This is a genomic window from Streptomyces sp. NPDC027189 (genome assembly GCF_055566975.1).
Window position 1 is genome coordinate 233,894 of record NZ_JBVHRI010000014.1, and the last position, 25,078, is coordinate 258,971.

The window sequence follows — 25,078 nt, forward strand, 5'->3', positions numbered from 1 at the left end:
GTTCATCCCACCCTCACCAGGCCGTCCGGCACCAGGTGTTGGGCGACGAGTCCGTCCCGGACCAGACCCGCGTACACCGTCGCGCCGTGCACCGAGGTGTGGGTGTTGTCCCGCTTCTCGTTGTAGAGGTAGATCGCCTTGGAACCCTCGACGCCCAGGGATTCGACGAGGGCCTTGGTCCTGGCCGTGAGGTCGATCAGCGGAACGTCCTCGGCGGCGGCGACCGAGCGGATGACGGCCGGGTGGTCGACGCCCAGGCCGTTCACCAGCAGCGCGGTGTTGTTGTTCAGGGTGCCGTCCGCGTTGAACCAGCGGCGCACGATGGGGGTGACGAGGACCGGCTCTCCGCCCTGGGCGCGGACGCCCGCGACGAGCGTTTCGAGGTTGGCGCGATACGTCTCCTCGTCGGTCGTCTTGTCGTTGTGGGCCAGCTGGATGAGAACCAGGTCGTGCTCGCCGATCAGCGGCTGGACGGTCGGGAAGAGCGCCGGGGTGGCGAGGTAGGTGACCGTACTCTCGCCGGAATCCGCGTAGTTGGCGACCGAGAGACCCTGGCGGAGGTACTGCGGCAACTGCTGGCCCCAGCCCGAGTACGGGTCGCCCGGCTGGTCGCACACCGTCGAGTCGCCGACCAGGAAGATCTGGCGGGTGTGGGGGCGGGCCGGGGTCACCCGGATGTCGGCGAGCGCGGGGGCCGAACCGCCGATGACGAGGTCCAGGCCCGGGGTGCCCTCGGGGCCGGTCGGCTCGCCCTCGGGGGTACGGACGTTCACGGTGAAGCTGCGGGCCACGGTCCGGCCGGCCTCGGTGGCGGTCTCGGGGAGCAGGGAGCGGCGGGTCTCGCCGCTGACGGCGGTACTGGCCGCGGCCTCCCCGCCTAGGACGACACGGACGTCGTACGTGCCGGGCGCGACGTCGAAGTGGCAGGCGCTCGCCGCGCAGTTCTCCGGGCCCAGGGCGCGCGGCCCGCCATGCGCCTGCGCCGGCGTGGCCGACAGGGCGGTGGCGGCGGCCATGACCGACACGGCGGCGGTGACGGCGAAACGTCTCATTGCGGCTCCTCCAACAGGACGACAAGACCTGGCCGCTGGACCGTACCGCTCACGCGCAAGCGCTTTCTAGACTGCGGCTCGATTTCACACGACTACCAATCCCTGGCACGCGAAAGCCCTTTCGCGAAATCGATTCAACTGTCACTCTGCCAAACACCCGCACCCCCCACCCCTCCGAAGGAGGCACCCCCATGTCGGGATCCGCGAACAGACCGGTCCGACGCCGTACCTTCGTCCTCGGCAGCGCGGCCGCCGCCGGTTCGGCGGCCCTCACCGGGCCGCTCGCCGGGTCGGCGTCCGCGGCGAGCTTCGGCTGGAGGGACGACGGCTCGAACTACGTCGTCGACACCGGCGCCAACCTGGTCTTCAAGGTCAGCAAGACCAACGGCGACCTGACCTCACTGGTCTACAAGGGCACGGAGTACCAGGGCTACGGTGGCAAGAACTCGCACGTCGAGTCGGGTCTCGGCACCTCCACCGTGACGATCGCGCAGTCCGGTTCGACGATCCTGATCTCCGTCGCGTACGGCACGCTGAGGCACTACTACGCCGCACGCAGCGGCGAGAACAACGTCTACCTGTGGACCAACAAGGCCGATACGTCGGTGTCCGCGACCCGGTACATCGTGCGCGTCAAGGCGGGCCTGTTCCTCAACGACGAACCCGACTCCTACACATACGCGCCCACCACCATCGAGGCCTCGGACGTGTTCGCGAAGTCCGACGGCCAGACCCGCTCGAAGCACTACTCGAAGCTCCGCGTCATCGACTACGACTACATCGGCTGGAGCACCGGCGGTGCCGGCCTGTGGATCGTGCGCAGCAACCACGAGAAGGCGTCCGGCGGCCCGTTCTACCGCTCCCTGCTGCGCCATCAGAGCGCCGACGGCGGCGGTCTGTACGAGATCCTCTACTACGGCGAGAACCAGACCGAGGCCCAGCGATTCGGCCTCCAGGGCCCGTACGTCATCGCCTTCACGGACGGCGGCGCGCCCTCCTCGTCCCTCTTCCCGGGCACCCTGACCACCTCGTGGGCGGACTCGCTCGGCATCTCCGGGTACGTCGCGGCGAGCGGCCGGGGCCGGATCGCGGGCGTCGGCATCACCGGGCGGAACACGGCCCACCCGTACACGGTCGGGCTGGCCAACTCGGCCGCGCAGTACTGGGGTTCGGCGCGGGCTTCCGACGGCTACTTCTCGATCGGCGGTGTGCTGCCGGGGACGTACACGCTCACCGTCTTCAAGGACGAACTCGCCGTCCACACGGCCTCGGTGACGGTGGCGGCCGGCGCCACGACGACCCTCAACACGATCGCGATCCCCTCCTCGAACGACCCGAGCAACGCGGGCGCCATCTGGCGGATCGGTGACTGGACCGGCACGCCGAGCGGCTTCAAGAACGCGGCACTGATGACGTACGCGCATCCGTCCGACGTACGTGCCTCCGCCTGGAAGGGGAACGTGGTGATCGGCAGCGGCAGCGAGACCGCGTCCTTCCCCGCGTACATCTGGAAGGACGTGAACAGCGGGCTGCTCGTCTACTTCAAGCTCACCGCGGCCCAGGCGGCGGCCGCGCACACCCTGCGCATCGGGGTGACGACGGCGTACGCGAACGGCCGGCCGCAGGTCACCGTCAACAGCTGGGCGTCGTCGATCCCCTCACCGCCCACGCAGCCGAGCACCCGATCGCTCACGGTCGGTTCGTATCGAGGCAACAACTACACGTTCACATACAGCGTTCCGGCCAGTGCGTGGCTCACGGATTCCAGCCAGTACAACGTGCTGAGGATCGACGTGGTGAGCGGCTCGGGGACGACGAGCTACCTCAGCGCGGGCACGTCGATCGACGCGATCGACCTGCTGGCCTGAGCTCCGCTGCCCGGCACCGTGTCAGTGGTGCCGGGTAGCCTCCCCCGTCATGAGCGACGAGAAGACGGACGTCCCCGGGCCCATCGCACCCGGCCAACTCACGATCGTCCCGGCCAACGAGGCATCGTGGGACGATCTGCGGGCGATCTTCGGGACGACCGACTATCCGGGGAAGTGCCAGTGCCAGCGGTACAAGATCGGCGCTTCCCAGTGGGGCTCGGTCTCCGACGCCGAACGTGCCGACCGGCTGCGTGAGCAGACCGCGTGCGGCAACCCGGATGCCCGGTCGACCAGCGGGCTCGTCGCCCATCTCGGCGGAGAGCCGGTCGGCTGGTGCGCGGTCGAGCCGCGCACCGCCTACCCGCGTCTGCTCCGGACCCGCACGCCTTGGACGGGACGTGACGAGGACAAGACCGACGACGGCGTCTGGGCCGTCACGTGCTTCGTCACCCGCAGGGGATTCCGCAAGCGCGGCATCACGTACGCGCTCGCCGGCGCCGCCGTCGGTTTCGCCCGCGACCGCGGCGCTCGCGCGCTGGAGGCCTACGCGATGCTGACCCAGCCCGGCATGGAGATCACCTGGGGTGAGCTCCATGTCGGCAGCCGTGACGTGTTCGCGGACGCCGGCTTCGCCGAGGTGAGTCGCCCCAGCCCTCGGCGGGCCGTCATGCGGATCGACTTCTGAGCGCGGTTCTTCGACGGCTCAAGTGCCTCGCGTCCACTGCTGGTTGGTGCCTCCGTTGCAGGTGTACGTGATCAGGGCGGCGCCGTTGGCGGTGGACGCGCCGGACACGTCCAGGCACTCGCCGCTCGCGCGGGACTTCAGGAGGACGTAACTGCCCGAGGTGGTGACCGACCACTGCTGGGTGGTCGCCGAGCCGCTGCAGTTCTCCTGGGTGACGCTGGTGGCGTTCTCCTGGACGCACAAGGAGCTGTTGCGGACCATCAGTTGGTAGTAGCCGCTGCCGACGGACTTGAACCAGTACTTCTGGTTGTTGCCGCCGTTGCAGTCGTACTGCTTGATCTGGGCGCCCTGCCACAGCGACTGGCTGGTCACGTCGGCGCACTTCGAGGAGTGCCGGGCGATCAGCGTGTTGTAGGTGGCACTCGTCCCGGTGACCGATCCGGCGGCGGTGTCGACGGTGATCTCGGGCGACCAGGACATGGACATCGTGGTCGAGGTCGGGAAGGTGAGCGGCAGCCACACATAACGAGAGTCGTTCACCGTACCCCCGAAGGAGTTGCCCCAGCGGTCGCCCATGTAAAGGTACGAAGTACCTGAAGTCCCCTGCACCGGAAGGACGTACGCGGTCTGCGAACCGAAGGCCGTCGAGTCGCCGATGTTCGTCATGGCCGTCCAGGGACCCGCGATGTTCGTCGCGGTGGCGTACTGCTGCTGGTTGGGGTTCCAGCCGGTCGCGGCCGAAGTCAGCATGAAATAGACCCCGCCCCGCTTGAAGAGCGCGGGTGCCTCACGGTGTCCGCCGTGCCACGGGTCGGCGACCAGGCTGTCGATGCCGGTGTAGTCGGCGCTGAGCTTGTAGATCTGCAGGTCGTAGTTCTCACGCGCGGCCGACGCCATGTAACCCGTGCCGTCCGTGTCGACGAAGACCGTGATGTCGCGCGACATGTACTGGCCGAGCGGCCGGAAGCTGCCCTGGTAGGTGTAGTTGCCGTCGACCGTGTTCGAGACGGCTACGGCGGCCCGCGCCTCGCTGTAGTCGGTGCCGTTCTCCTTGTGCATCCACATCACGAACTTGCCGGTGGACGCGTTGTACATGACCTTCGGCCGCTCGATGTTCGCGCTCGCCAGCTCGGACGAACTCGACTGGCTCAGCACGTGGTTGCGGAACTCCCAGTTCTTCAGATCGGTGGAGCGGTAGGCGTCCACGTACTGGAAGGTGTTGTCGGCGTTGCGGTGCTCGCCGAACCAGTAGTAGTAACTGCCGACCTTGATGACTCCGCCGCCGTGCGCGTGCACGGCGTTGCCCGAAGTGTCCGTGAACTGGGTGCCGTTGGTGATGGTCTGCGCTGCGGCCTGGGCGGGCCCGGCGGTGGCGAGAGCTCCGGCCACGGCGAGACACAGGGCGACGAGGATCGCGTACAGGCGTCTCGTCCCGGGGTTTCGCCCGGCTACGGCGCCTATGAGTCGTGCGTGGCGCTGTGCGCCCTGGTGTTCGCCGTGGTGTGCGTCGTGGTGTTCCTGGTGTCGTTCACTGCGGCTCATGCGGTGACCGTCCGTCCGGTATATCGAACCGTATTTGTCATTACGAACACTGCGACCGCCGAAAAGGTAAGCGCGTACTACGGCGAGGTCAACGGGTCGGACGCGACGGGGGTTGTCAGCCGGGGCGGTGGCCCGAGGCCAGGCGGGCCGCCTCCGCGTAGGCCCGTACCAGCGGACTCCGGTCGCCCGCACGCCAGGCGAGGGCGAGCCGGCTCGGCGAGATGCCACGCACGGGGCGGGTGACGACGCCGCCCCGGGTGAGCAGGGGCGCGTTGCCCGCGGCGAGCAGGCAGACGCCCCGGCCGTCGACCAGGGCCTCGTACGTCTCGTCGGCGCTCGCGGCCTCCGCGCCGATCCGCGCCGGACGCCCGGCGCGGGCGTCGAGGGCGAGCCAGTAGTCGCGCAGCACACCGGCGGACTTGGGGATGGCGATGAAGGGTTCGTCGAGGAGTTCCGCGAAGTCGATCTCCTCACGGGTCGCCAGGCGATGCGTGTCCGGCAGCGCGACATGGCGCCGTTCCTCGGCCACCACCACCCACTCGTAGCGCTCCCCGTCCGGTACCGGCAGCCACACGAAGGCCGCGTCCACGGAGCCGTCCGCGAGCCCCGCGCTGGAGTCGGTCCAACTCACCTGCCGCAGCTCGACCTTGGCCGCGGGGCACGCCTCGCTGAACCGGGACCTGATGGCGGGCAGCAGGCCGCCGCGCCCCGGGCTGGTGCTCATGCCGACGACAAGCATGGCCCGCTGCTCGGCCTTGGCACGCTCGACGGCGTCGGCCGCCGCGTCCCAGTCGGCGAGCACCCGACGCGCGCACGGCAGCAGCGCCGCACCCACCGCGGTCAACCGCACGCCCTGCCGGTCCCGCTCGAACAGCTCAGCGCCGAGCTGCCGCTCCAGCATGCGGATCTGCTTGCTCAGCGCGGGCTGGGAGACGAAGAGGCGCTCGGCGGCACGCGTGAAGTGCAGGTCTTCGGCGACCGCGACGAAGTAGCGCAGGTCCCGTCCGTGCACGTCCATGGCCATAACCATTGGCTATCACGACGGGTCTTGGACGGGCGAGCGGGTTTCCGGCGAGGCTCGCAACATCGAAAAAGACAGGACCGCACCAGCAGGACATTCACCAGGCAAGACATTCACCACGGACCAGGAGTCGGACATGAGCAAGGTATGGCTGGTCACCGGCGCGAACAGTGGTTTCGGCCGGGCGTTCACCGAGGCGGCGGTCGCGGAGGGAGACGTCGTGATCGCCACGGCCCGCAGGCCCGAGGGGCTGGCCGACCTGGTGGCGGCCCACCCCGACCAGGTGGAGGCGGTCACCCTCGATGTCACGGACCCGGCGGGCATCGACTCCGTCGTGGCCGATGTGGTGAAGCGGCACGGGCGGATCGATGTACTGGTCAACAACGCGGGGCGCGGTCATGTCGGCGCTGCCGAGGAGACCACGGACGGGGAGCTGCGGTCCCTGTTCGACCTGCACTTCTTCGGGCCCGCCACGCTGGTGCGCGCCGTCCTGCCGCACATGCGGGAGCGGCGCTCGGGGGCGATCGTCCAGATGAGCAGCATGGGCGGGCAGATGACGTACCCGGGGTTCTCCGCGTACTGCGGTACGAAGTTCGCGCTCGAAGGCTTCTCGGACGCGCTGGCGGCCGAGGTCGGACCGCTCGGCATCAAGGTGCTGATCGTGGAGCCGGGCGCGTTCCGCACGAACCTGATGGGCGGGACCACCGCGAGTGAGGAGATCGCCGACTACGCGGACACGGTCGGCCCCACCCGCCAGGCGGTCGCCGCCGGTGACGGCGACCAGCCGGGCGACCCGGCGCGGGGCGTCGCGGCCGTCCTGACCTCTCTCGCCGCCGAGAACACACCGTTGCGGCTGCCGCTCGGGGGTGATGGGGTCGATGCGGTGGTCGGTCACATGGAGGCGCAGCGGGCGGAGATCGCCGCGTGGGAGAAGGTGGCGCGGGATACGGCGTTCGAGAGCTGACGAGCCTGGGGACCCGGGGCCCAGGCCGCAACGCGGCGAGCTCGCGGGGCGCGGCCCTCGGCGTATTCGCGGCGTCGTCATCGCGGCACGGATGGACACCTGCCGCATACGATTCAGGTGTCTAGTCCGTTATGCAGTCATTTGAGGAGTCGCGCCCATGGACGGCATTGCTGATATGGGCGGCACGCCGGGATGGGGTCCCGTTCATGCGCCGAGGCGTGATGAACCAGTCTTCGAGGAACCCTGGGAGCGCCGCGCATTCGCGCTGGCGCTTCTCTCCAGCCGCGTTGCGTGCGGCGGCGTGAACCCGGACGCCTTCCGGCACGCGCACGAGCGCCTGGGCCGAGCCGCCTACCTGGACGACGGCTACTACGGGCGCTGGCTCAACGGCGCGGAGCTGATGCTCACCGAAAGCGCCATCCTGGCGCCGGGCGCGATCGACGCCCGCGCCCGCAACCTGCGCGGCGAACACGTCGAGGAACCGCCGATCCCCGAGCCCGCCCGACCCGACTACGCGCCGACCGCCGATGGCTCGCTGCGCTCCGTGGACACCGCGCCGACCTTCGCTGTCGGCGAGCGTGTACGGGCCAAGGCCGTGTCGGTGCCCGGGCACACCCGACTGCCGGGCTATGTGCGGGGACATACAGGAATTGTCGAGGTCATCCAGCCCGCCGCCGTGCTGCCGGACACCAACGCCCACTTCCACGGCGAGAACCCGCAGCACGTCTACTCGGTGCGCTTCGACTCATACGAGCTGTGGGGCGCCGACGCCGAACCCTTCGCGCTCACCGTTGAGCTGTACGAGAGCTACCTGGAGACCACCTCGTGACCACCACCAGTGGCGGACCGGACGAGTCCCTTCCCGTAGCCCTGCGCACCGAGGCTCTCGAGCAACTGCTCACCGAGCGGGGTCTGATCGACCCGAAGGTGATGGACGGGATCATCACCACCTACGAGACCAACGTGGGCCCGCTCAACGGCGCCAAGGTCGTCGCCAAGGCATGGACCGACCCGGAGTACCGGCGGCGGCTGCTCGACGACGGCACCGCGGCCATCAAGGAGCTCGGCTTCTCGGGACCGCAGGGCGAGCACATCGTCGTTGTGGAGAACACCGCGACCACCCACAACGTGGTGGTGTGCACGCTGTGCTCGTGCTATCCGTGGCCGGTGCTCGGCCTGCCGCCCAGCTGGTACAAGGACCCCGCCTACCGCGCACGCGTGGTGAAGGAGCCCCGAAAGGTGCTGTCCGAGATGGGACTCGACCTCGACGACGACGTGCAGATCACCGTCCACGACTCCACCAGTGAGGTGCGCTGGCTGGTACTGCCCGAGCGTCCGGCCGGCACCGAGCACCTGTCCGAGGAACAGCTCGTGCCGCTGGTGACCCGGGACGCGATGGTCGGCGTGGCCAAGGTGGTGGCACCATGACCGCGCCGCTGGACATCGAGGGCCCGGCCGCACCACCGCGCTCCAACGGCGAGTTGGTGTTCGCCGAGCCCTGGGAGAGCCGCGCCTTCGGCATGGCCGTCAGCCTGTACGAGGCAGGCGCGTTCACCTGGCCGCAATTCCAGGCCGCACTGATCGCCCGGATCGCGGCTTGGGAGATCGCTCCGGCACAGGACGAGCCTTACAACTACTACCAGCTCTGGCTGGCCGCCCTGGAGGACATGCTCGTCGGCCTGTGCGCCGTGTCCACGGACGAACTCACCACACGCACCCACGCCCTGGCGCAACGCCCCCCGGGCCACGACCACAAGGACGACCACAAGGACGACCACGACCACGAGCACCACCACGCGCACTGACACCGGGGCGCCCCCCGGTGTCATGGCGAGGTAGTCGGCAAGTTTCTGTTATTGGGGGGCCTGCGGGCCGTCTCCGGTGATGTGCGCAGTCATAGGCATCAGAAGTCAGCGGCCGTCGCCGGGATCCTCGCGGCGGTTGCCCTCATGTGCAGTGCTCCCACCGCGACGGCGGCCGGAGGCCGGGACGTCACGGCCGATGTGCTCGCGGGCCGGGACGTGACGCTCACCGGCGACGCGGTGGTGAGCGTACCGGCGGGGACGACGACGTACGACGGGGTGTTCCGTGGCGAGGGCACGCTCACCGTGCGGGGCAGCGGGACGCTCGTCCTGACCCAGGACAGCGACTTCACGCTCCCCAAGGCGCGGCAGCGGCAGACGGTGACGACGCGGGGCGGCAACCACCCGTACACGACGGTCGCCAACCCCGACCCGCCCGCGGTGACGGTGGAGCGCGGCGCGACCCTGCAGTACGGGACGGGCGGTGGGACGGGCTTGATCGGTCATTTCCCGTACAGCACACCCGGCTATCAGCTCAACCAGCTGAACGTCCGCGTCGACGGCACCCTGCGCCTGTCGCTCACCCGCACCTTCAACATCGGCACGATCAGCGGATCGGGCCTGGTCACCCAGCCCCGCAACATGTGGGGCACGCTCGACCTGGCCGGAACCCACCCCTTCTCAGGGGTGATCGACAACGGCACGGGCATGGCGGTCGGCCGCCCCGAGTACCCCGTGGCCCTCCCGAACGCCCGCGCCATCCTCAACCAGGGCTCCTGGATCATCGACACCCCGCTGTACCGGACGATCACCCTGCGACAGAACTTCTACCAGCGCGAGTACGGCAGCGACGTCAACGTCCATACCCGGCCCGGCAGCAAGGTGGTGCTCACCGGCCAGTACAGCTACAGCGACCAGGGCGGCGACACCCACCCCTCGCTGAGCGACCCGGACATCAACTGGCTCAGGATTCCCCATGACGTGAACAAGCGCGGTACCAACATCGAGGGCGCGAACCTCCAGTGGGGCGACGGCACGACCCACAAGATCTTCATGCCGGGCACCAAGGACACCGTCTACATCAACCTGCACGAGGCGAGCGGACGGCGCTCGCTGCTGACGTTCGCCTACAACGGCCCGGTCACGCTGGGCGCCCCCATCGGCGGCGGCAGGTACCACGACACACTGGCCGCGCCCGGCGCGGGGGACGTCGTGATCAAGGGGACGCGCGGCAACGACGTGACCTTCGCGGCGAAGCAGTACTACGACGGGTCGACCACCATCGAGGAGGGTGCGGTGCTGCGGTTGGGGTCGGGCTCACCGGGCGGCGACGGTTCGCTGATGACGGGCACCGCGCGCCGGCGCGTGGTGAACGACGGCACGCTCATCGTTCACAACACCTCAACTCCCTTTATTCTAAGCCGAGTTGGCGGAACGGGCGGGCTCACCCAGTCGGGCGCCGCGACGACGACGCTGACGGGTGGCGAGGTGACGTACACGGGAACGACGACGGTCACGAAGGGCACGCTCGCCCTGACCGGGGGCGCCTCGCTCGCGCGCAGCAAGGCGATCCGGCTCACGTCGCCCGGCGCACGCCTGGACGCACGCGCGACGGGCCTGCGTGTGACGACGTCGCTCACCGGCAAGGGCACGGTGCGGGGCGCCGTGACGAACGAGGGCGTGGTCGCCGGCGCCCTCACGGTGTCCGGCGACTACACCCAACGGGCCAAGGGTGAACTGGTGCTCCGCGACAAGCCGTTGAGGGTGAGCGGCGCCGTCCGTCTCGCCGGCGACCTCGACCTCTCCGACGCCGCGATCGATCCCGCCCGCGAGATCACCCTGCTGAACCACACGGGCCACGAGAGGACCACCGGCAGCTTCACCCACCTCCCCGAGGGCGCCGCCCTCAAGCTCGCCGACACGACATACCGCATGAGTTACCGCGGGGGCGACGGCAACGACGTGGTTCTCAAGGCGACTTCGAAGCACCGCGCGACGAGCCCGTCCGCCTCGGCGACTCCCTCCGTGCAGCACACCGCCCTCGGCAAGAACGAGCGCACGCGCGCGTGGTGGCCGCTCCTGCTCGTGCCCATGCTGCTGGGCGCACTGCTCGTGCCGCCGGCCCGGCGCAAGCGCGCGCGACGCCGCGGCGGACGCCGGCATGCCGCCTCGAGGTGACGGTCAGGGCGCGCGCCGGGCAGTGATCAGCTCGTGCGGAGTGCGTTTGACGAGTCGCCGCTGGAGAGTGCCTGCTCGTGATCTCGTGCATGCCGGGTGCGTACGGGGCGTAACGCCCCGGTCACCCCCGGCGGCGGGCACCTGGGTTCTGCACGGCGAATGCGACGATCCGACCGGCGTAGGTGCGGTATGCCTTGCGCCCGGCCGGGGTGGAGCGGCCATCGGCGAGGGTGGAATCATCAGGCACCGCTCCCCGCATCGACTAGCGTCATGTCATGACCAGCAACACCCCCCACACCCTCGCCGAAGCCCTCTCCGCCGGGTCCGTCGTCCTCGACGGCGGTATGTCCAACCAGCTGGAATCGGCCGGGCACGACCTGAGCGACGAGCTGTGGTCGGCGCGGCTGCTCGCGGAGCGGCCCGAGGCGATCGTCGAGGCGCACCTCGCCTACTTCGAGGCGGGCGCGGACGTGGCGATCACGTCCAGCTATCAGGCGACGTTCGAGGGCTTCGCCAAGCGCGGGATCAGCCACCAGCGGGCGGCCGAACTGCTCGGACTGAGTGTGGAGTTGGCGCGGGAGGCCGCTCGACGGGCCGCCGCCCAGGGTGTCACGCGGCCCCTGTGGGTCGCCGCGTCGGTCGGACCCTACGGCGCGATGCTCGCGGACGGCTCGGAGTACCGGGGCCGGTACGGGCTGAGCGTCCACGACTTGGAGCGGTTCCACCGCCCCCGCCTCGAAGTCCTGGCCGCCGCCGCGCCCGATGTGCTCGCCCTGGAGACCGTGCCGGACGCAGACGAGGCGCGGGCGCTGTTGCGGAGCGTGCGCGGGCTGGGCGTCCCGGCGTGGCTGTCGTACAGCGTCGCCGGCGACCGTACGCGGGCCGGGCAGCCCCTGGAGGAGGCGTTCGCCCTGGCCGCCGACGCGGACGAGGTGATCGCGGTCGGAGTGAACTGCTGCGCGCCCAAGGACGTGGACGCGGCTGTCGCCACCGCGGCGCGGGTGACGGGGAAGCCGGTCGTCGTGTACCCGAACAGTGGTGAGGTGTGGGACGCGGAGACTCGTGCGTGGGCCGGGCGGTCCACCTTCACCACGGAGCAGGTCTCCGGGTGGCGACAGGGTGGGGCTCGGTTGATCGGGGGGTGCTGCAGGGTGGGACCGGGGGCGATCGCGGGAATCAGGGAGACGCTGGGGTCGGCGTAACGGATTTTTCGCCCCCTGCGCCCCGACCCGTCCCGTACCTCGGGGCTGCGCCCCCGGACCCCCGCCAAAAGATCGCACAGTTCCCCCGGTCCGCAGCCGACCACCCAGGGAATTCCCCGTCCCTCGTCCCGCGCCGCTCCCGCTGCTAGCCTCCGGCTCGGGAACCGGTTGCCCTTTGTGTTGCCGCACTTCCCGAGGGCCCCGGCGCCGGACACGTCGTCGCCCGGGGTGGAGGAAAGGGGCCAGGGGATGACAAGGAAGAGCACCACGGACGCCGGGAGCCGGCACACGATCCGGGACGTGGCGGCGCGCGCGGGGGTGTCGGCGTCGACGGTGTCGCGGGTGCTCGGCGGCGAGTACCCGGTGAGCACGACAACACGTACGCGGGTGATGCGGGCGGTCCGTGAGCTGGACTATGTGGCCGACGCCCGCGCCAAGGCGATCGCGGGGGCCGGCACGCCGACCCTCGCGTTCGTCCTCGACGACATCACCGGCCCGTCGTTCGCGCACATGGCGCACGGCGTGGAGCGCGAGGCGACCCGGCTCGGGCACCTGTGCCTGGTGTGCAGCACCGACGGCGACGCCGAACACCAGCTGGAGTTCATCGAGATGATGCGTGCCCAGCGGGCCGCCGCGGTGATCCTGGTCGGCGGCGCCACCGACACCGCCGAGTACCGCGAGCGGATGGCCCGGATCGCCGACTCGCTGGCGTCGGCGGGGTCGCGGCTCGTGCTGTGCGGACGCCCGCCGCTGGCGCCCGGGACGCCGGTCACGGTCATCGAGTACGACAACGAGGGCGGCGCCTACGCCCTGTGCGCGCACGTCCTCGCCCAGGGCCACCGGCGCGTCCTGTTCCTCGGCGGCAAGGCGGACAACACCACGGCACAGGGCCGCGAGCGCGGCTACCTCGCCGCCCATCGGGCACGCGGCCTCGACCCGGACCCGGCGCTGCGGCTGGACGGCGACTTCACCCGCGACTCCGGCCACCGCCTGATGCGCCAAGCCCTGGCGCAGGGGCTGGAGTTCACGGCCGTGATCGCCTCCACCGACATGGTCGCCGCCGGTGCGCTGACCGCCCTCCACGAAGCGGGCCTGCGCGTCCCGGACGACGTCTCCCTCGCCGGCTACGACGACATCCCCTTCGCCCGCGACCTCCACCCCCCGCTCACCACCGTCCACGTCCCCTACGAGGAACTCGGCCGCCTGGCCGTCCGCACTGCCCTCGGCCGCACTCCGGACGCCCCGAACGAACACCTTCTCCTGGGGACGCACGTCGTGGTCCGCGACTCGGTGGCCGCTCCGGGGAGGAGGTGGGACGGTGAGTGACGACCGGCTCGGCGGCGTCCCGTCGTCACGTCCGACGGGCGCCGCCGGAGCCGCGGAAGCGGCGTACGGCTGACAGCGGTGCCGGACCGGGCGTGGGCGATCCGGCGGGAGAGCGTTCCGCGGGTGTGGTTTCCGGAGAGCTGACGGGCTTGCCCGCGGGTTTGCCCAACTCGGCATCCCACAGGGCAAGTTCGCGGTCGCGCGGTCCGTGGACGGTGTGCGGTTCGGCAGCGCCGAAGACCCGCACCGGGTGCGAAGCGTCCCAGGCGGCCCACCCCGGGTTGCCCTCGACCGCGAACCTCACCCACGCGCTGTGCATCGCGTCGGCGAGCTCCTGCGGGGCGCCCTCCCCCGCGAGCTTCGCCGACTCCGGTACGTCGGCGGTGTCGAAGACGAAGCCCAACTCCAGGGCGTGGCAGGCGCCGAGGTCCGGCACGTTCGACGGCCATGCGAACTCGTAGACGTACGCCGGGGATCGACGGGTGACGGCATCCGCGAGGCGGTGCAGAGGGACGCGCAGGAGATGGTCGGTGACCATCTGGCCGACGAGGTCGGCTGTGCCCGCCTCCGGGTGGATGGCGCGGTAGCCGCGGGGCACCTCATGGCCGCAGTGGCAGCGGGCCATGGCACCGGCCAGGGCGACCGGGCCGAGCCGGTCGACACGCTCCAGCAGGCCTCCGGGCACCAGCCACAGCCGGTACTCCTCACTGGTCCAGCCCAGCAAGAGGCCGACGTCCGGGGCGGCGCCCTCGACCAGGGCCTGAAGCGGGTCGCGCGGGACGAGGTCGCCGTCGACGACGATGCCGAAGGCGGGTCCGCCGAGGACCGGGCTGCTGAGTTTCCCCACGTCGGCCTGGGTGCGCAGGAGCAGATCGCGGTCCACGGCGGCGAACGCCTCCGCCGTCGCCGGGATCTTGAGCCGGGTGGCCATCCTGCGCACCATCCGGCGCACCTTGTCGCGGTCGCCGGCCTCGGGCGGACCGCTCTGCAGGACGGCGCGGTGGAAGAGCCCCTGGGCGCGCGGGACGGCCAGCAGGGCGCCGATGCTGATGGCTCCGGCCGACTCGCCGAAGACGGTGACCCGGTCGGGGTCGCCGCCGAACTGCGCGATCGACTCGCGCACCCACTCCAGCGCGGCGAGCTGGTCGCGCAGCCCGGGGTTGGCGGGCGCGTCGGGGAAGAGACCGTAACCCTCCACGCCCAGGCGGTAGTTGATGGACACGAGCACGACGCCGTCGCGGGCGAAGGAGCGCCCGTTGTAGACGGGCATGGCCGAGGAGCCGCGAGTCAGTGCCCCGCCGTGGATCCACACCATGACGGGGAGCCGAGCGCCCGGTCCCGGCTCCGGAGTCCACACATTGAGGTTGAGGCAGTCGTCACCGGGCACGACGGGGTCGGCGAGGAGCCGCGCGAACGCCTCGGAGTACGGCGGCTTGGGTGGCGTCGGACCGAACGCGCCCGCGTCGCGCACACCGTCCCAGAGCTCGGGCGGCACCGGGGGCCGGAAGCGGCGGGGGCCGAACGGCGGTGCCGCGTAGGGGATACCGCGGAAGACTGCGATCCCGTTCTCGTACCGGCCGCGCACCGCACCGTAGGGGGTGCTGACCACCGGGTCCTTCGTGTCCGAAGCCGAGTCCACCGCGTGCACCGCCATCCGACCACCAGCTCCTCGCCGACTCGCGAACCGTTCACATCAGAGCATCACATCACTTCCGGGTATTCCTTCGGACGTCATTCCTGTGGACGTCGTTTCTGTGGCCGTGAACGGCCCTATTTGGCGTACATCAACGTGCCGAAGCCGAGTTGGTCGAAGCCTCCGCTGGTAGAGCCGTAGTCACCGCCTCCGCCCTCGGGGCGGACGCTCTCGGCCATGGCCTGGATGTACGGGACGGAGAGCCCGCGCCGGCGCGCGTAGTGGTAGTACAGGATGTCCCACACCGGCCGGACCTGGCCGCGGCTCGCGGACGAGATCACGGTTTGCGACTGCTGGGCGCAGCTCTGGCCCGTGCCCCAGGTGTACGTCGTGAAGGGCACGTCCTGGCCGAGGTTGTACTTGGCGACGTACTGGGCGGCCTTCATGAACCGGTTGCTGTCGTAGCCGTACAGGTCGTCGCCCTGGGACCAGGCCATCTCGCAGAAGGCGCCCATCTGGCCCATGCCCATCATGGCGTGCCCCTGGTCGCGGCCGGACTCCTGCCACTGGGCGAGGCCCTGGCTCTCGTACACGAACGGGATGGCGTGGGTGATGGAGCCGTTGCCCGCGCCGGTCTTGAAGTAGTTGACCGCCTGGTCGTACTTGGCCCCGTCGTCGCACAGGATGCCGATGGCCAGGATCGAGTTCATGTTGCACAGATCCCAGTTGGCCCAGTAGTTGGTGATGCAGGCGTCGTTGTGTCCCGTGAGGAACTGGTTGTTGAGCGGGTAGAAGACGTCGAGCATCATCGTCTTGAACCGGGCGAGGTCGAACCCGCTGTAGCCACGCATGAGTTCGGCGGCGTTCGCGAACTGGTAGCCGTAGATCCCGGCGGCCAGGAACCGGTCGGCGTTGCCGGTGACCGTGGTGAGCTTGGCCGACCAGGCGTTGAGGATCCTGACGGCCGTGTCGCCATTGGCGGTCGTCCCCGCGATCTTCCAGCGCAGCGCGTTCTGGTAGGCGGCGTGGATGTCGTTGTAGAGGATGCCGTAGTTCTCGCCGGTGCCGCCGCGGATGATCGTGGCCTGCGGGTTGGGCGTCCAGGTGCTGGCCGAGTGGCTGTTGGCGGTCAGCCGGTTCCAGCCGGAGAGCCAGGGGTCGTCGCCCGCGGCGACGCGCACCTTGGCGCGGTTGAGTTCGCCGTAGGCGTGCAGCATTCCGGGGTGGGTGAAGGCAGCCGGCGCGGCTTCCGCTTTGCCGCCCGTCGCGGCGGCGGACGCTCCGACGGCGAGGGCGGCCGTGACGCCACCGACGGTCTTCAGGAGACCGCGGCGGCTCAACTCGGTGTTCTGGAGGTGCTGGTGGGGGGAAGTGCGGCTCATCGCTGTGCAGCTCCAATCCAGTGGGGTCTCAGATGGGCGTGATGCTCACCTCTTCGAACTCGGTGGTGCTGCGGACCAGGGGGCTGCGGGAGCAGACCACAAGGCCCACGTGGTAGGGGGCGTCACCGAAACCGGGGATCTCTCCCTCGGCGAGGGGGGTCCAGGTGGCGCCGTCATCGGTGGAGACGGCCGCGCTGAAGGCGGTCCCGGTGCGCTTCAGTCGCAGCAGGGAGGGGAGGGTGACCGCCGCGCCGCCCGAGAAGGCGGAGGCGCCCGCCACGGTCTTGCGGAGCATGAGCTGCGCGGTGGTCCCGCCCGTGACGATCGTCCCGGCCGCCTGGTCGAACGGTGACAGGGACTTGGCGATGAGCAGCCCCACCCGGTCGGAACTGGCGCCGGTACGGGAGACGAGCCGGGCGGTGACGTCGCAGTCGCCGGTGACGGGCTGTCGTACGAACTGCGCCGTCATTCCCTGGTTGTTGACGGTGAGATCGGTACCGGCACCCCGGACGGTGAAGGTCCCGCCGCCGTACGACGTGCTGCCGGGCGTGCGGATAGCCACCACGCCCAGCGTCCCGAAGTCGCGGTCGTCGAGGACCACGTCACCGAGGTCGCCGTACGTCCAGGGCGCGGGCGGGGGTGTGCCGACCGTGAGGGTGAGGGTGCCGGTCCCGTCGCCGGCCGCGTTGCCCGCGGTGATCGTGAGCGTGAACTCGCCTGTCCGGGTGGGGGTTCCGGAGATCAGGCCGGTGCGCTTGTCGACACGGAGGCCGTCGGGCAGCCCGTCGGCGGTGAACCGTACGGGCTCGTGCGAGGCGCGGAGCAAATGCCGGAACTCGACGCCCTGGTTCGCGAACGCGGCGACCGTGGACGTGAGTTGGGGAACGGAGGGTGACGGCATCGGCGCGGCGGCCGACTCCGACAGCGGACCACGCCCGCCGCAGTTCATCTTCGCGACGGCGTAGTGGTACGTCGTGCCGGGCGTGCCCGTCGCGTCCGCGAACCGGATGCGGGTACCGAACCCGACCGGGCCGACGCCGGTCGCGATCGTCTGGTACGGGCCGTCGGCGTCGGTGGCGCGCAGCACCTTGAACCGGGCGGAGGGGTCCGGATCGGTCCAGGCCAGTTCGACGGCGTCGGCGCCGCTGGTCGCGCGCAGGCCGGTGGCGGTGCGGGCGGGGCGCGGCACGGACCAGACCTCACCGGAGGAGGCGGAGGTCACGCTGACGTTGTCGAAAGCACCGGTGCCGGTCTCGGCGTAGTCCTCGTCGACGCCGAGGCAAGAGGTCAGGACGAGTCCCGCGGACACCGTGTGTCCCAACACGACGTCGGTGGAGCCGACTTCGGTCCAGCGGATGCCGTCGGGGGAGATGGCTCCGGTGCAGCGGCGGCCCTTGCGGGTCACCCGCACCCAGTACGGCGCCCGCAGCCGGTAGCCATCGCCCGCGCCTTCGACGTACGGCGCCTCCAGCGGTGTCGCCGACTCCGGCAGCTCACCAAGGCCGGAAATCGGGAAGGCCGCGTTGGTGGTGATCGCCTGCTGCTGGGACGGCGGCACGGGCGTACTGCCAGTGGCGGAGACGTCCGAACCGGCGGACGGCCGTACGGTCCACACACCGCTCCAGGTGTGCAGCGGCAGCCCCTGGATCAGCATGGAGGCGTGGGCCGCGTCCGCGTCGAGGGAGGCACGGACGGTGACGCCGATCTTGGAGTACTGCGAGCTGAGCGGCCACACGATCCGTGCGCTGACCGTACCGTCGCCGCGCAGCGGCAGATGCACCATGCGGTAGGTGTCGGCCGTGCCGCTCGCCTCCAGCACGAACCGCTCGCCGTCGAAGGCGGCGGAACCGGGGATCTTCACCTCACCGACGTCCTGGGTCGACCAGGGCTCAGGGAGAACGGCAGTGGCCGCAGCCCGGCTCGAACTGGCGCCCCCACCTTGCGAGTTGGAGGCGGTGACCGTGTAGAAGTACCTCTTTCCCGGGTGTGCGTCGCTGTCGGTGTACGTCGGCTTGTCGATGCCGTGGGCGATCTCCTCGTACGGGCCCTCGGCGGCCGTCGCCCGCAGGACCGTGTAGGAGGCGGCCCAGGCGGATGGCAGCCATGTCACGGTGACGGCCTTGCCGTCGCCCACCGCCGTGACGCCGGCCGGGGCCGTGGGCACGCGCGGCGAGGGAGCCGTCGCACCGGCGTAGGTGAAGGTGCCCCAGCTCGGCAGGTCGTCGTTGCTGCCCTCGATGACACGGGCGCCGCCGGAGCCGCGGAAGACGGCGTTCTTGGTGTACGGGGCGTCGAGGCCGCGTACACCCACGTAGTGCGCGTACGCCATCTCGTAGATCGGCGGCATGTTGCCGCGCCCGATGACCGAGACGGCCTTCTTTATGTACTTGCCGGTGCGGTCGAGGTCCGGGGTGAAGGGGACGTCGCCGCCGAGGTTGTAGCGGGCGGCGTACTCGACGTTGGCGAGGATGCGGTGGTCGTCGTAACCCCACAGGTCGACGCCCTGGTTCCAGGCGACCTGGGCGGCGTCGGCGAGCAGGCCGACCGCGAGCTGTTCGTGGCCCTGGTCACGGCCGCACTCCTGGCCCTGGCCGCCGTCGGTGACGATGCGGTGGAGGACGCTGCCATTGCCGGCACCGGCGGCGGCGAAGCGCAGGGCGTCCTCGAAGAGGGTGGGTTCCTCGCAGAACACGCCGATGGCGAGGATGGTTTGAAGGGAGGTCAGGTCCCAGTTGCCGTTGGCGTAGAGCATGTAGCCGGAGACGGCCGGATACCAGACGGTGAGGAAGGACTCCTCGCAGCGCGCGATGTCGGCGTCCGTCCAGCCGTCGTAGTCGCTGTGCCGCAACAGTTCGGCCGCGTTGATGAACTTGAAGGCCTGGAGCCCGGCGCCGAGTGGGCCGTCGGCGCCGGTGACGGCGGTCAACGAGGCCGACCAGGCGTTGAGGATGTCGCGGGCCTTGTCGGCGTGCGCGCGGTCGCCGGTGACGGACCAGATGAGGGCGTTCTGGTACGCGGCGGCCGAGTCGGCCACGGCCTGGTTCTGGAAGTTGCTGGGGCCGCGGCCCCACGAGGTGATCTGGCCGGTGTTCTGCACGGTGTACGACGACGAGGAGCGGGCATGGGCCGCGAGCGCCAAGTAGCCGTCGTAGATGGGCGACTCCTTCGCGGTGACCGCGGCCTTCATACGGGCGAGGTCGTCGCCGGTGTGCAGCAGTCCGGGGTGAGTGAAGGCTCTGCGGCCGGTCTCGTTCTCGTTCTGGGCGGCCCGTGCCGTGCCGGGCACGAGCAGTCCGCTCGCGCCCGATACCAGCAGCAGGGCCGCGGCGCCGCCGAGGAAGCCCCGGCGGCTCGTCGCGGGGATCGTCATGACGCGGCGGCCGCCTCGGCCTCGGCGGTGGTGAGGAAGGTGAGGTTCGTGACGTGCTCGTTGGCGAACCACTGCACCGCGTCCGTGGTCATGTACCACTTGGGCTTCTTCATCGAGTCGGCGACGACGGTGCCGTTGATCACCAGGTTCTCGAAGGTGACGTTCTTGATGGCGTGATCGGCGTCGTAGCCGAGGAAGAGGGACGGGTTGGCGTGCGTGCCCGTGTAGCTGAGGTTCTTGACGTAGACGTCCTCGATGCCGCGGCCGACCGAGGTGTTGTACTTCGTGTTGTACATGATCCGCATGTGGATCACCTGGCCCCAGCGGAAGTCCTCGATCCGGACGTCCTCGATCTGCACGTTCTTGATGAGGTTGGAATCGCCGGGGTTCAGGGCGATGCAGCCCTGATAACCCATCTGGGGCTCGCGGTGGTCGAGGATGTCGAGGTTCTTGATGACGAGGTTCTCGATCATCTCGGGGGCGTCCGTGTTGCCGTGCGTGCCGACGTTGATCGGGTGGGCGACGTCGGCCCACAGGACGCAGTTCTGGATGGTGATGTCGCGGGTGTCGCCGTAGTAGTTCCAGCGGTGGGCGTAGATGGCGAAACAGTCGTCGGAGTTGCGCATGAAGCAGCCGTCGAAGACGACGCCTGTGGAGGAGAAGACGTCGAAGCCGTCGCCGTTGCCCTTCGAGCTGAACGAGCGCGCCTTCTTGACGTGGACGTTCTCGCTCTCGCCGAAGGTGCCCGCGTAACCGTTCGGGTTCATGATGATGACGTCCTCGACGCGGATGTTCTTGCTGCCCTCGCACAGGACACCGCCTGGGCCCGCGTAGAGCATGCCGTGGCCGGTGAGGGAGGCCTTCTCCACGTTCTTGAAGAAGACCTGGGCGGTCAGGACGGCGCCGCCCGCGAGATGGACGGTCTTGCCGCTGGGGACGGTGAGCACATTGCCGGTGACGCTGTGCACGCCGGGTCCGAAGTAGATGACGTCCGGGTCGTCGGCGGCGGGCGGGTTGGGGTCGATGTGGTTGGTGATGATGTGCAGACAATCGAAGATCTCGTCGTTGATCTGGACGACGACGTCACGCGGCTCGTCGAGAGTGAAGCGGAGGGTGTCGCCGAGCAGCTCGGGCTTGATGCCCAACGCGTCCGGTCTCACCCGGGCCTTGGTGGTGCCGCCCTTGAGGTAGGTGACCTCGAGCTCGACGGAACCACGGAAGTCGAAGTACGCCATCGACGTGTTGTAGACCTTGCCCGACCCGGTGGTGGCGTTGATCTCCTCCAGCTGGGGCCGGTAGATGTCGAGGGTCTGCCACTCGCCGTCGGGGGCAGTACGGACCCGCACCTTGAAACTGGTGTTGGTCGGCATGGTGGACGGGCGGGGGTAAGTCACCAGCCTCGGTGCGGAGTTGTCGTCGTCCGCGCGGGCCGCCGTGGCCGTCAGGCCGGACAGGCCGGCGGCGAGCACGGTGGCTCCCGCCGCTTGGAGGGCGGTACGGCGGGACAGGGGCGTGTTCATGCATGACTCCTTGCGAGGGTGAAAAGGGCGGTGCCGAGGGTCACTTGAGTCCGGAGGTGGACATCCCGGCGACGAAACCGCGCTGGGCGACGAGGAAGATCAGCAGGATGGGGACGACGTGCATCACGGAAGCCGCGGCCTGGAGATTGGCAACCGGCGTTCCGGCTGACGTGACGTAGGTGGACATGACGGCGACGGCGAGCGTGGACTTGTCCGTGGCACGCCGTTGTAGCTGCCGCCGAAAACGGTGGTCTGGCCGTTCTTGCGCCGAGTGGGCCGCACCTGCAGCGCGCAGCCGTTCAGCGCTGCCGCGCCGGTGGCGGTACCGGCCGCCGAGAGGGCGAGAAATCGGCGGCGGCTCAGGGGAGCATCAGCGCGTGGGGGCATGAACGCACCACCTCCTGCTTCGGGCTGTTCGGGATTTCGGCCAGAGACCGGCCCGTCAGTCGCAACTCGGCTGACGTAGCAACCGGTTGTTGTGCGATGGGGCAGAGCTTCTTCCTGTCTGGAAACTGCGTCAAGACTCTTGACGCAGTTTCGAAAAGAATGGGCAACGTCGGCGACATGAGCCGGAAGGCCGGAGGGTCGCTGCGGAGCCTGCGACGGTCGAACGAAGAGCAGATCATCGCCCTGCTTCTCGCTCAAGGAGCCTTACACCGGGCCGAGTTGGCACGCCAGGCGGGGGTTTCCCGAACCACGGTTTCGACGATCGTCGGCGAGCTGGTGGATCGCGGCCTGATCATCACGGCTGCCGACGAGCCTGCCGGCGATCTCGACGGCCGTATCGGAAACCGGTTGCTGATGAATCCGCGAGCCGCTGTCGTGGCGGGCATGAACCATACCCGCCCGGGATCCTGCGCGTACGCGCCCGGTGCCAGGGTCCTCGCCGGCCTGAGCACGTGAGGACCTGAGCGACCGAGAACGCCGAGTAACCGATTTCGGCACCGAGCGGGATCAGAGGCCGCCCGGCGACAGGACACGCATCGCCTTGGGCCGCCGCACCCCCGGTCCTGCCGCTTTCCCCTGCCCCGACTTGGGCGTACGCGACCGCACAGGCCCATGGGCACCCGCACTCCCCGCTCCGTCGCGCCGATTGACCCGCCCTTCCTGTCAGATCTACGGTAGAAGACGCTTTCTGAAAATGTTTCCGTCCAGTGCTTCAGGAGGGTCATGCCCAGCCCCCAGCCGCCGAGGGCCGTGTTCGCCATGGATCCGGTGCACCTGCCTCTGCTGTTCCCCCCGCCACTCTTGGCACGGCTCCAGCAGGCGGCCGACCTCGACCCCGAGCTCGTCGTCCAGGACTTCACTGATCCGGCGGCGGCAGAGGCGCTGTCCCGGGCCGACGTACTGATCACCGGATGGGGCTGTCCCCACCTCGACGCGGAAGTCCTCGCCGCGGCGCCCCGGCTGCGTACCGTCCTGCACGCCGCGGGCTCCGTCCGCTCCCTGGTCGGTGAGGCCCTGTGGCAGGGCGGAGTCACCGTCGCCAGCGCGGTGACCGGCAACGCACTGCCGGTCGCGGAATACGCACTCGCCATGATCCTGCTCGCCGGAAAGGACACCTTCGCCCACCGCGAGCGCTTCCGGGGTACCCACACCTACCCCTCCCCCGCCGAGACCGCGGACACGGGCAACCTCGGCCGCCGGGTGGGGATCATCGGCGCATCGCGCGTGGGCCGCCGGCTGCTGGAACTGCTGCGGCCGTTCGACCTCGCCGTCTCGCTGTACGACCCCTATGTGGACGCCGCCGAGGCCGCCACCCTGGGGGTCGAACTGCTGTCGCTGGAGGGTCTGTTGGACACCAGCGACATCGTCAGCCTGCACGCCCCCGACATCCCCGAGACCTACCGCATGCTCGACCGCGACCGACTCGCACTCATCAAGGACGGCGGCGTCGTCATCAACACCTCCCGCGGCGCCCTGATCGACCCCGCCGCACTCACCGACGAGCTGCTCTCCGGGCGCCTGAGCGCGGTACTGGACGTCACCGAGCCCGAACCGCTGCCCGCCGGATCCCCCCTGTACAACCTCCCCAACGTCTTCCTCACCCCGCATATCGCCGGCTCGCTCGGCAACGAGCTGGAACGCCTCGGCCGCATCGTGGCCGAGGAACTGGAACGCCTGGTCGAGGGCCTGCCGCCGGTCTACGTGGTGTCTCACGCGGACATGGCCCGGATCGCCTGATCCCGCCCGACCGCCCGCGGCCACCGGGGAGAAACACCTGGAGAAACAATGGGATACGGTTCCAGCACCGGCTGCGGACGGGACCCCGGCTGGGCCTCCGGCCCGTCGGTGAGGGAGTCTCTACGGCGAAGGAGCCGCTACGGTGAGTCAGCGCAAGGCATCGGGTGACTCCGGACGAGCCACCATCCGGGACGTGGCCGAGCGGGCAGGCGTCTCGGTCGCCAGCGTCTCGCGCGTACTGTCCGGCAACTACCCGGTGTCGGAGGAACTCCGCCGCAGGGTGATGAAGGTCGTACGGGACCTGGACTACGTCACCAACGCCCACGCCCGCTCGCTGGCCGGCGGCGGCACGCCGACGGTGGCCATCCTCATCAACCACATCACCGGCGCCGCCTTCGCGCACGTGGCCCAAGGAGTCGAGGGCGCCGCCTCGCTGCGCGGCTGGCTCTCGCTGGTCGGCACCACCGGGGACGACCCGGAGCGGGAACTCGCCCTGGTCAACCTCATGCGCCAGCAGGGCGTCGCCGCGGTGGTCCTGCTCGGCGGCGCGTACGACTTCGACGAGTACCAGCTGAGAATGGCCCGGTTCGCCCGCTCCCTGGACGCGGCCGGCTCGCACCTCGTCCTGGTCGGCCGACCGCCGCTGGAGGGCGACGTACCGGCGACGACGGTCGACTACGACAACGAGGGCGGCGCCTACGCAATGGCCAGCCACCTCCTGTCCGCGGGCCATCGCCGGGTCCTGGTACTGCCGGGCCCTGCCGAACTCACCACGGCCCAGGGCCGCTTGAAGGGTGCCCGGCGGGCCTTCGAGGCGTACGGCGTGCCCTTCGATCCGGGCCTGGTGCTGCACGGCCCGTACGACTACGAGCACGGGTACGACGCGGTCGAGGAGAGCCTGCGGCGGAAGCTGGACTTCACGGCGGTGCTCGCGGGCACCGACGTGGTCGCCGCCGGCGCCATGCAGGCCCTGCGCGCGGCCGGGCTGCGGGTGCCCGAGGACGTATCGATCGTCGGGTACGACGACATCCCACTGGCCTCCCAGCTCACTCCACAGCTGACGACCGTGCACGTCCCCTACGAGGAGATGGGCCGCGTCGCGCTGCGCGCGGTGGCCGACCGGCGCGAGGGCGGCACCGGCCGCCGCAAGGGCAGCGACGGCGAGCACCTGGTGCTGGGCACGCATGTCGTCGTACGGAATTCCGTCCTGCCGCCGGCCCGGCGCCCCTGAGCCGACGCTTCTGGGTGAGCAGTGTTACGTAACCGTTTTCAGGCCGTATCCGACGAGTTCCGAGATCGCCCGTGGCGCCCGCCCAGCCCCGCTCGGGCGCCCTCAAGACACCGCTCAC

At 70.0% G+C, this 25,078-nt stretch carries 20 protein-coding genes; 12 read left to right on the forward strand and 8 right to left on the reverse strand.

The genetic code is table 11. The features are described from left to right. Window positions 1-2 precede the first annotated feature (2 nt). Entirely contained in the window at window positions 3-1,052 is a 1,050-nt protein-coding gene (locus tag ACZ4RZ_RS30250; protein ID WP_467749329.1) for a rhamnogalacturonan acetylesterase, read from the reverse strand. Window positions 1,053-1,243: 191 nt separating this feature from the next. On the opposite strand from ACZ4RZ_RS30250, the gene ACZ4RZ_RS30255 reads away from it, so the two are divergent. Together ACZ4RZ_RS30255 and ACZ4RZ_RS30260 are read left to right on the forward strand one after the other, a co-directional pair. Further along, complete coding sequence (locus tag ACZ4RZ_RS30255) at window positions 1,244-2,920, forward strand: rhamnogalacturonan lyase B N-terminal domain-containing protein (RefSeq protein ID WP_467749330.1); 1,677 nt, start codon at window positions 1,244-1,246, stop codon at window positions 2,918-2,920. A gap of 49 nt (window positions 2,921-2,969) precedes the next feature. Next, window positions 2,970-3,605 (forward strand): GNAT family N-acetyltransferase, encoded by a 636-nt coding sequence (locus ACZ4RZ_RS30260; RefSeq protein WP_467749331.1) that lies wholly within the window; start codon window positions 2,970-2,972, stop codon window positions 3,603-3,605. A gap of 18 nt (window positions 3,606-3,623) precedes the next feature. On the opposite strand, the gene ACZ4RZ_RS30265 is transcribed toward ACZ4RZ_RS30260, so the two are convergent. Both ACZ4RZ_RS30265 and ACZ4RZ_RS30270 read right to left on the reverse strand, forming a co-directional pair. Continuing rightward, complete coding sequence (locus tag ACZ4RZ_RS30265; RefSeq protein WP_467749332.1) at window positions 3,624-5,147, reverse strand: RICIN domain-containing protein; 1,524 nt, start codon at window positions 5,145-5,147, stop codon at window positions 3,624-3,626. A gap of 115 nt (window positions 5,148-5,262) precedes the next feature. Continuing rightward, window positions 5,263-6,171, reverse strand: coding sequence for a LysR family transcriptional regulator (locus tag ACZ4RZ_RS30270; protein ID WP_467749334.1), 909 nt, complete (start codon window positions 6,169-6,171; stop codon window positions 5,263-5,265). Window positions 6,172-6,304: 133 nt separating this feature from the next. Between ACZ4RZ_RS30270 and ACZ4RZ_RS30275 the strand changes: the two genes are divergently transcribed. The 7 genes from ACZ4RZ_RS30275 to ACZ4RZ_RS30305 all read left to right on the forward strand — a co-directional run bounded on the left by ACZ4RZ_RS30275 (window position 6,305) and on the right by ACZ4RZ_RS30305 (window position 13,640). Then, entirely contained in the window at window positions 6,305-7,132 is an 828-nt protein-coding gene (locus ACZ4RZ_RS30275; RefSeq protein WP_467749336.1) for an oxidoreductase, read from the forward strand. 157 nt (window positions 7,133-7,289) lie between these two features. Continuing rightward, window positions 7,290-7,961 (forward strand): nitrile hydratase subunit beta, encoded by a 672-nt coding sequence (gene nthB / locus ACZ4RZ_RS30280; RefSeq protein ID WP_467749338.1) that lies wholly within the window; start codon window positions 7,290-7,292, stop codon window positions 7,959-7,961. After that, window positions 7,958-8,560, forward strand: a complete 603-nt coding sequence (gene nthA, locus ACZ4RZ_RS30285; RefSeq protein WP_467749340.1) for a nitrile hydratase subunit alpha — start codon at window positions 7,958-7,960, stop codon at window positions 8,558-8,560. Before nthB ends, nthA begins: the two co-directional genes overlap by 4 nt. Then, window positions 8,557-8,937: a nitrile hydratase accessory protein gene (locus ACZ4RZ_RS30290; RefSeq protein ID WP_467749341.1), complete on the forward strand. Its 381-nt coding sequence runs from the start codon at window positions 8,557-8,559 to the stop codon at window positions 8,935-8,937. Before nthA ends, ACZ4RZ_RS30290 begins: the two co-directional genes overlap by 4 nt. Window positions 8,938-9,081: 144 nt before the next feature. Beyond that, window positions 9,082-11,112 carry an autotransporter gene (locus ACZ4RZ_RS30295; protein WP_467749342.1) on the forward strand — a complete coding sequence of 677 codons (2,031 nt, stop codon included), beginning with the start codon at window positions 9,082-9,084 and terminating at the stop codon, window positions 11,110-11,112. A 275-nt stretch (window positions 11,113-11,387) separates the two neighbouring features. Next, the gene (gene mmuM / locus ACZ4RZ_RS30300) at window positions 11,388-12,314 is read left to right on the forward strand and encodes a homocysteine S-methyltransferase (protein ID WP_467749343.1); all 927 of its coding nucleotides are present in this window, start codon (window positions 11,388-11,390) and stop codon (window positions 12,312-12,314) included. Between the two features lie 249 nt (window positions 12,315-12,563). Continuing rightward, window positions 12,564-13,640 (forward strand): LacI family DNA-binding transcriptional regulator, encoded by a 1,077-nt coding sequence (locus ACZ4RZ_RS30305; protein ID WP_467749345.1) that lies wholly within the window; start codon window positions 12,564-12,566, stop codon window positions 13,638-13,640. A gap of 25 nt (window positions 13,641-13,665) precedes the next feature. Here the strand turns inward: ACZ4RZ_RS30305 and ACZ4RZ_RS30310 are convergent, their stop codons facing one another. The 5 genes from ACZ4RZ_RS30310 to ACZ4RZ_RS30330 form a co-directional block, all read right to left on the reverse strand. Beyond that, window positions 13,666-15,294, reverse strand: a complete 1,629-nt coding sequence (locus ACZ4RZ_RS30310) for a carboxylesterase/lipase family protein (protein WP_467749346.1) — start codon at window positions 15,292-15,294, stop codon at window positions 13,666-13,668. 116 nt (window positions 15,295-15,410) lie between these two features. Next, window positions 15,411-16,655, reverse strand: a complete 1,245-nt coding sequence (locus ACZ4RZ_RS30315) for an alginate lyase family protein (RefSeq protein WP_467749347.1) — start codon at window positions 16,653-16,655, stop codon at window positions 15,411-15,413. A gap of 28 nt (window positions 16,656-16,683) precedes the next feature. After that, window positions 16,684-20,025 (reverse strand): alginate lyase family protein, encoded by a 3,342-nt coding sequence (locus ACZ4RZ_RS30320; protein WP_467749349.1) that lies wholly within the window; start codon window positions 20,023-20,025, stop codon window positions 16,684-16,686. Next, window positions 20,022-21,545 carry a glycosyl hydrolase family 28 protein gene (locus tag ACZ4RZ_RS30325; RefSeq protein WP_467749350.1) on the reverse strand — a complete coding sequence of 508 codons (1,524 nt, stop codon included), beginning with the start codon at window positions 21,543-21,545 and terminating at the stop codon, window positions 20,022-20,024. Before ACZ4RZ_RS30325 ends, ACZ4RZ_RS30320 begins: the two co-directional genes overlap by 4 nt. Before the next feature lie 40 nt (window positions 21,546-21,585). Further along, a complete protein-coding gene (locus ACZ4RZ_RS30330; RefSeq protein ID WP_467749352.1) occupies window positions 21,586-21,732 on the reverse strand; it encodes a hypothetical protein in 147 nt (48 codons plus the stop codon). Between the two features lie 296 nt (window positions 21,733-22,028). Here ACZ4RZ_RS30330 and ACZ4RZ_RS30335 point away from each other — a divergent pair, with 296 nt between their 5' ends. From ACZ4RZ_RS30335 to ACZ4RZ_RS30345, 3 genes are all read left to right on the forward strand, one after another. Further along, the gene (locus ACZ4RZ_RS30335; protein ID WP_467749354.1) at window positions 22,029-22,448 is read left to right on the forward strand and encodes a MarR family transcriptional regulator; all 420 of its coding nucleotides are present in this window, start codon (window positions 22,029-22,031) and stop codon (window positions 22,446-22,448) included. A 267-nt stretch (window positions 22,449-22,715) separates the two neighbouring features. Beyond that, window positions 22,716-23,729 (forward strand): hydroxyacid dehydrogenase, encoded by a 1,014-nt coding sequence (locus tag ACZ4RZ_RS30340; protein ID WP_467749355.1) that lies wholly within the window; start codon window positions 22,716-22,718, stop codon window positions 23,727-23,729. Between the two features lie 142 nt (window positions 23,730-23,871). Beyond that, entirely contained in the window at window positions 23,872-24,960 is a 1,089-nt protein-coding gene (locus ACZ4RZ_RS30345; protein WP_467749356.1) for a LacI family DNA-binding transcriptional regulator, read from the forward strand. The last annotated feature ends 118 nt before the right edge of the window (window positions 24,961-25,078 follow it).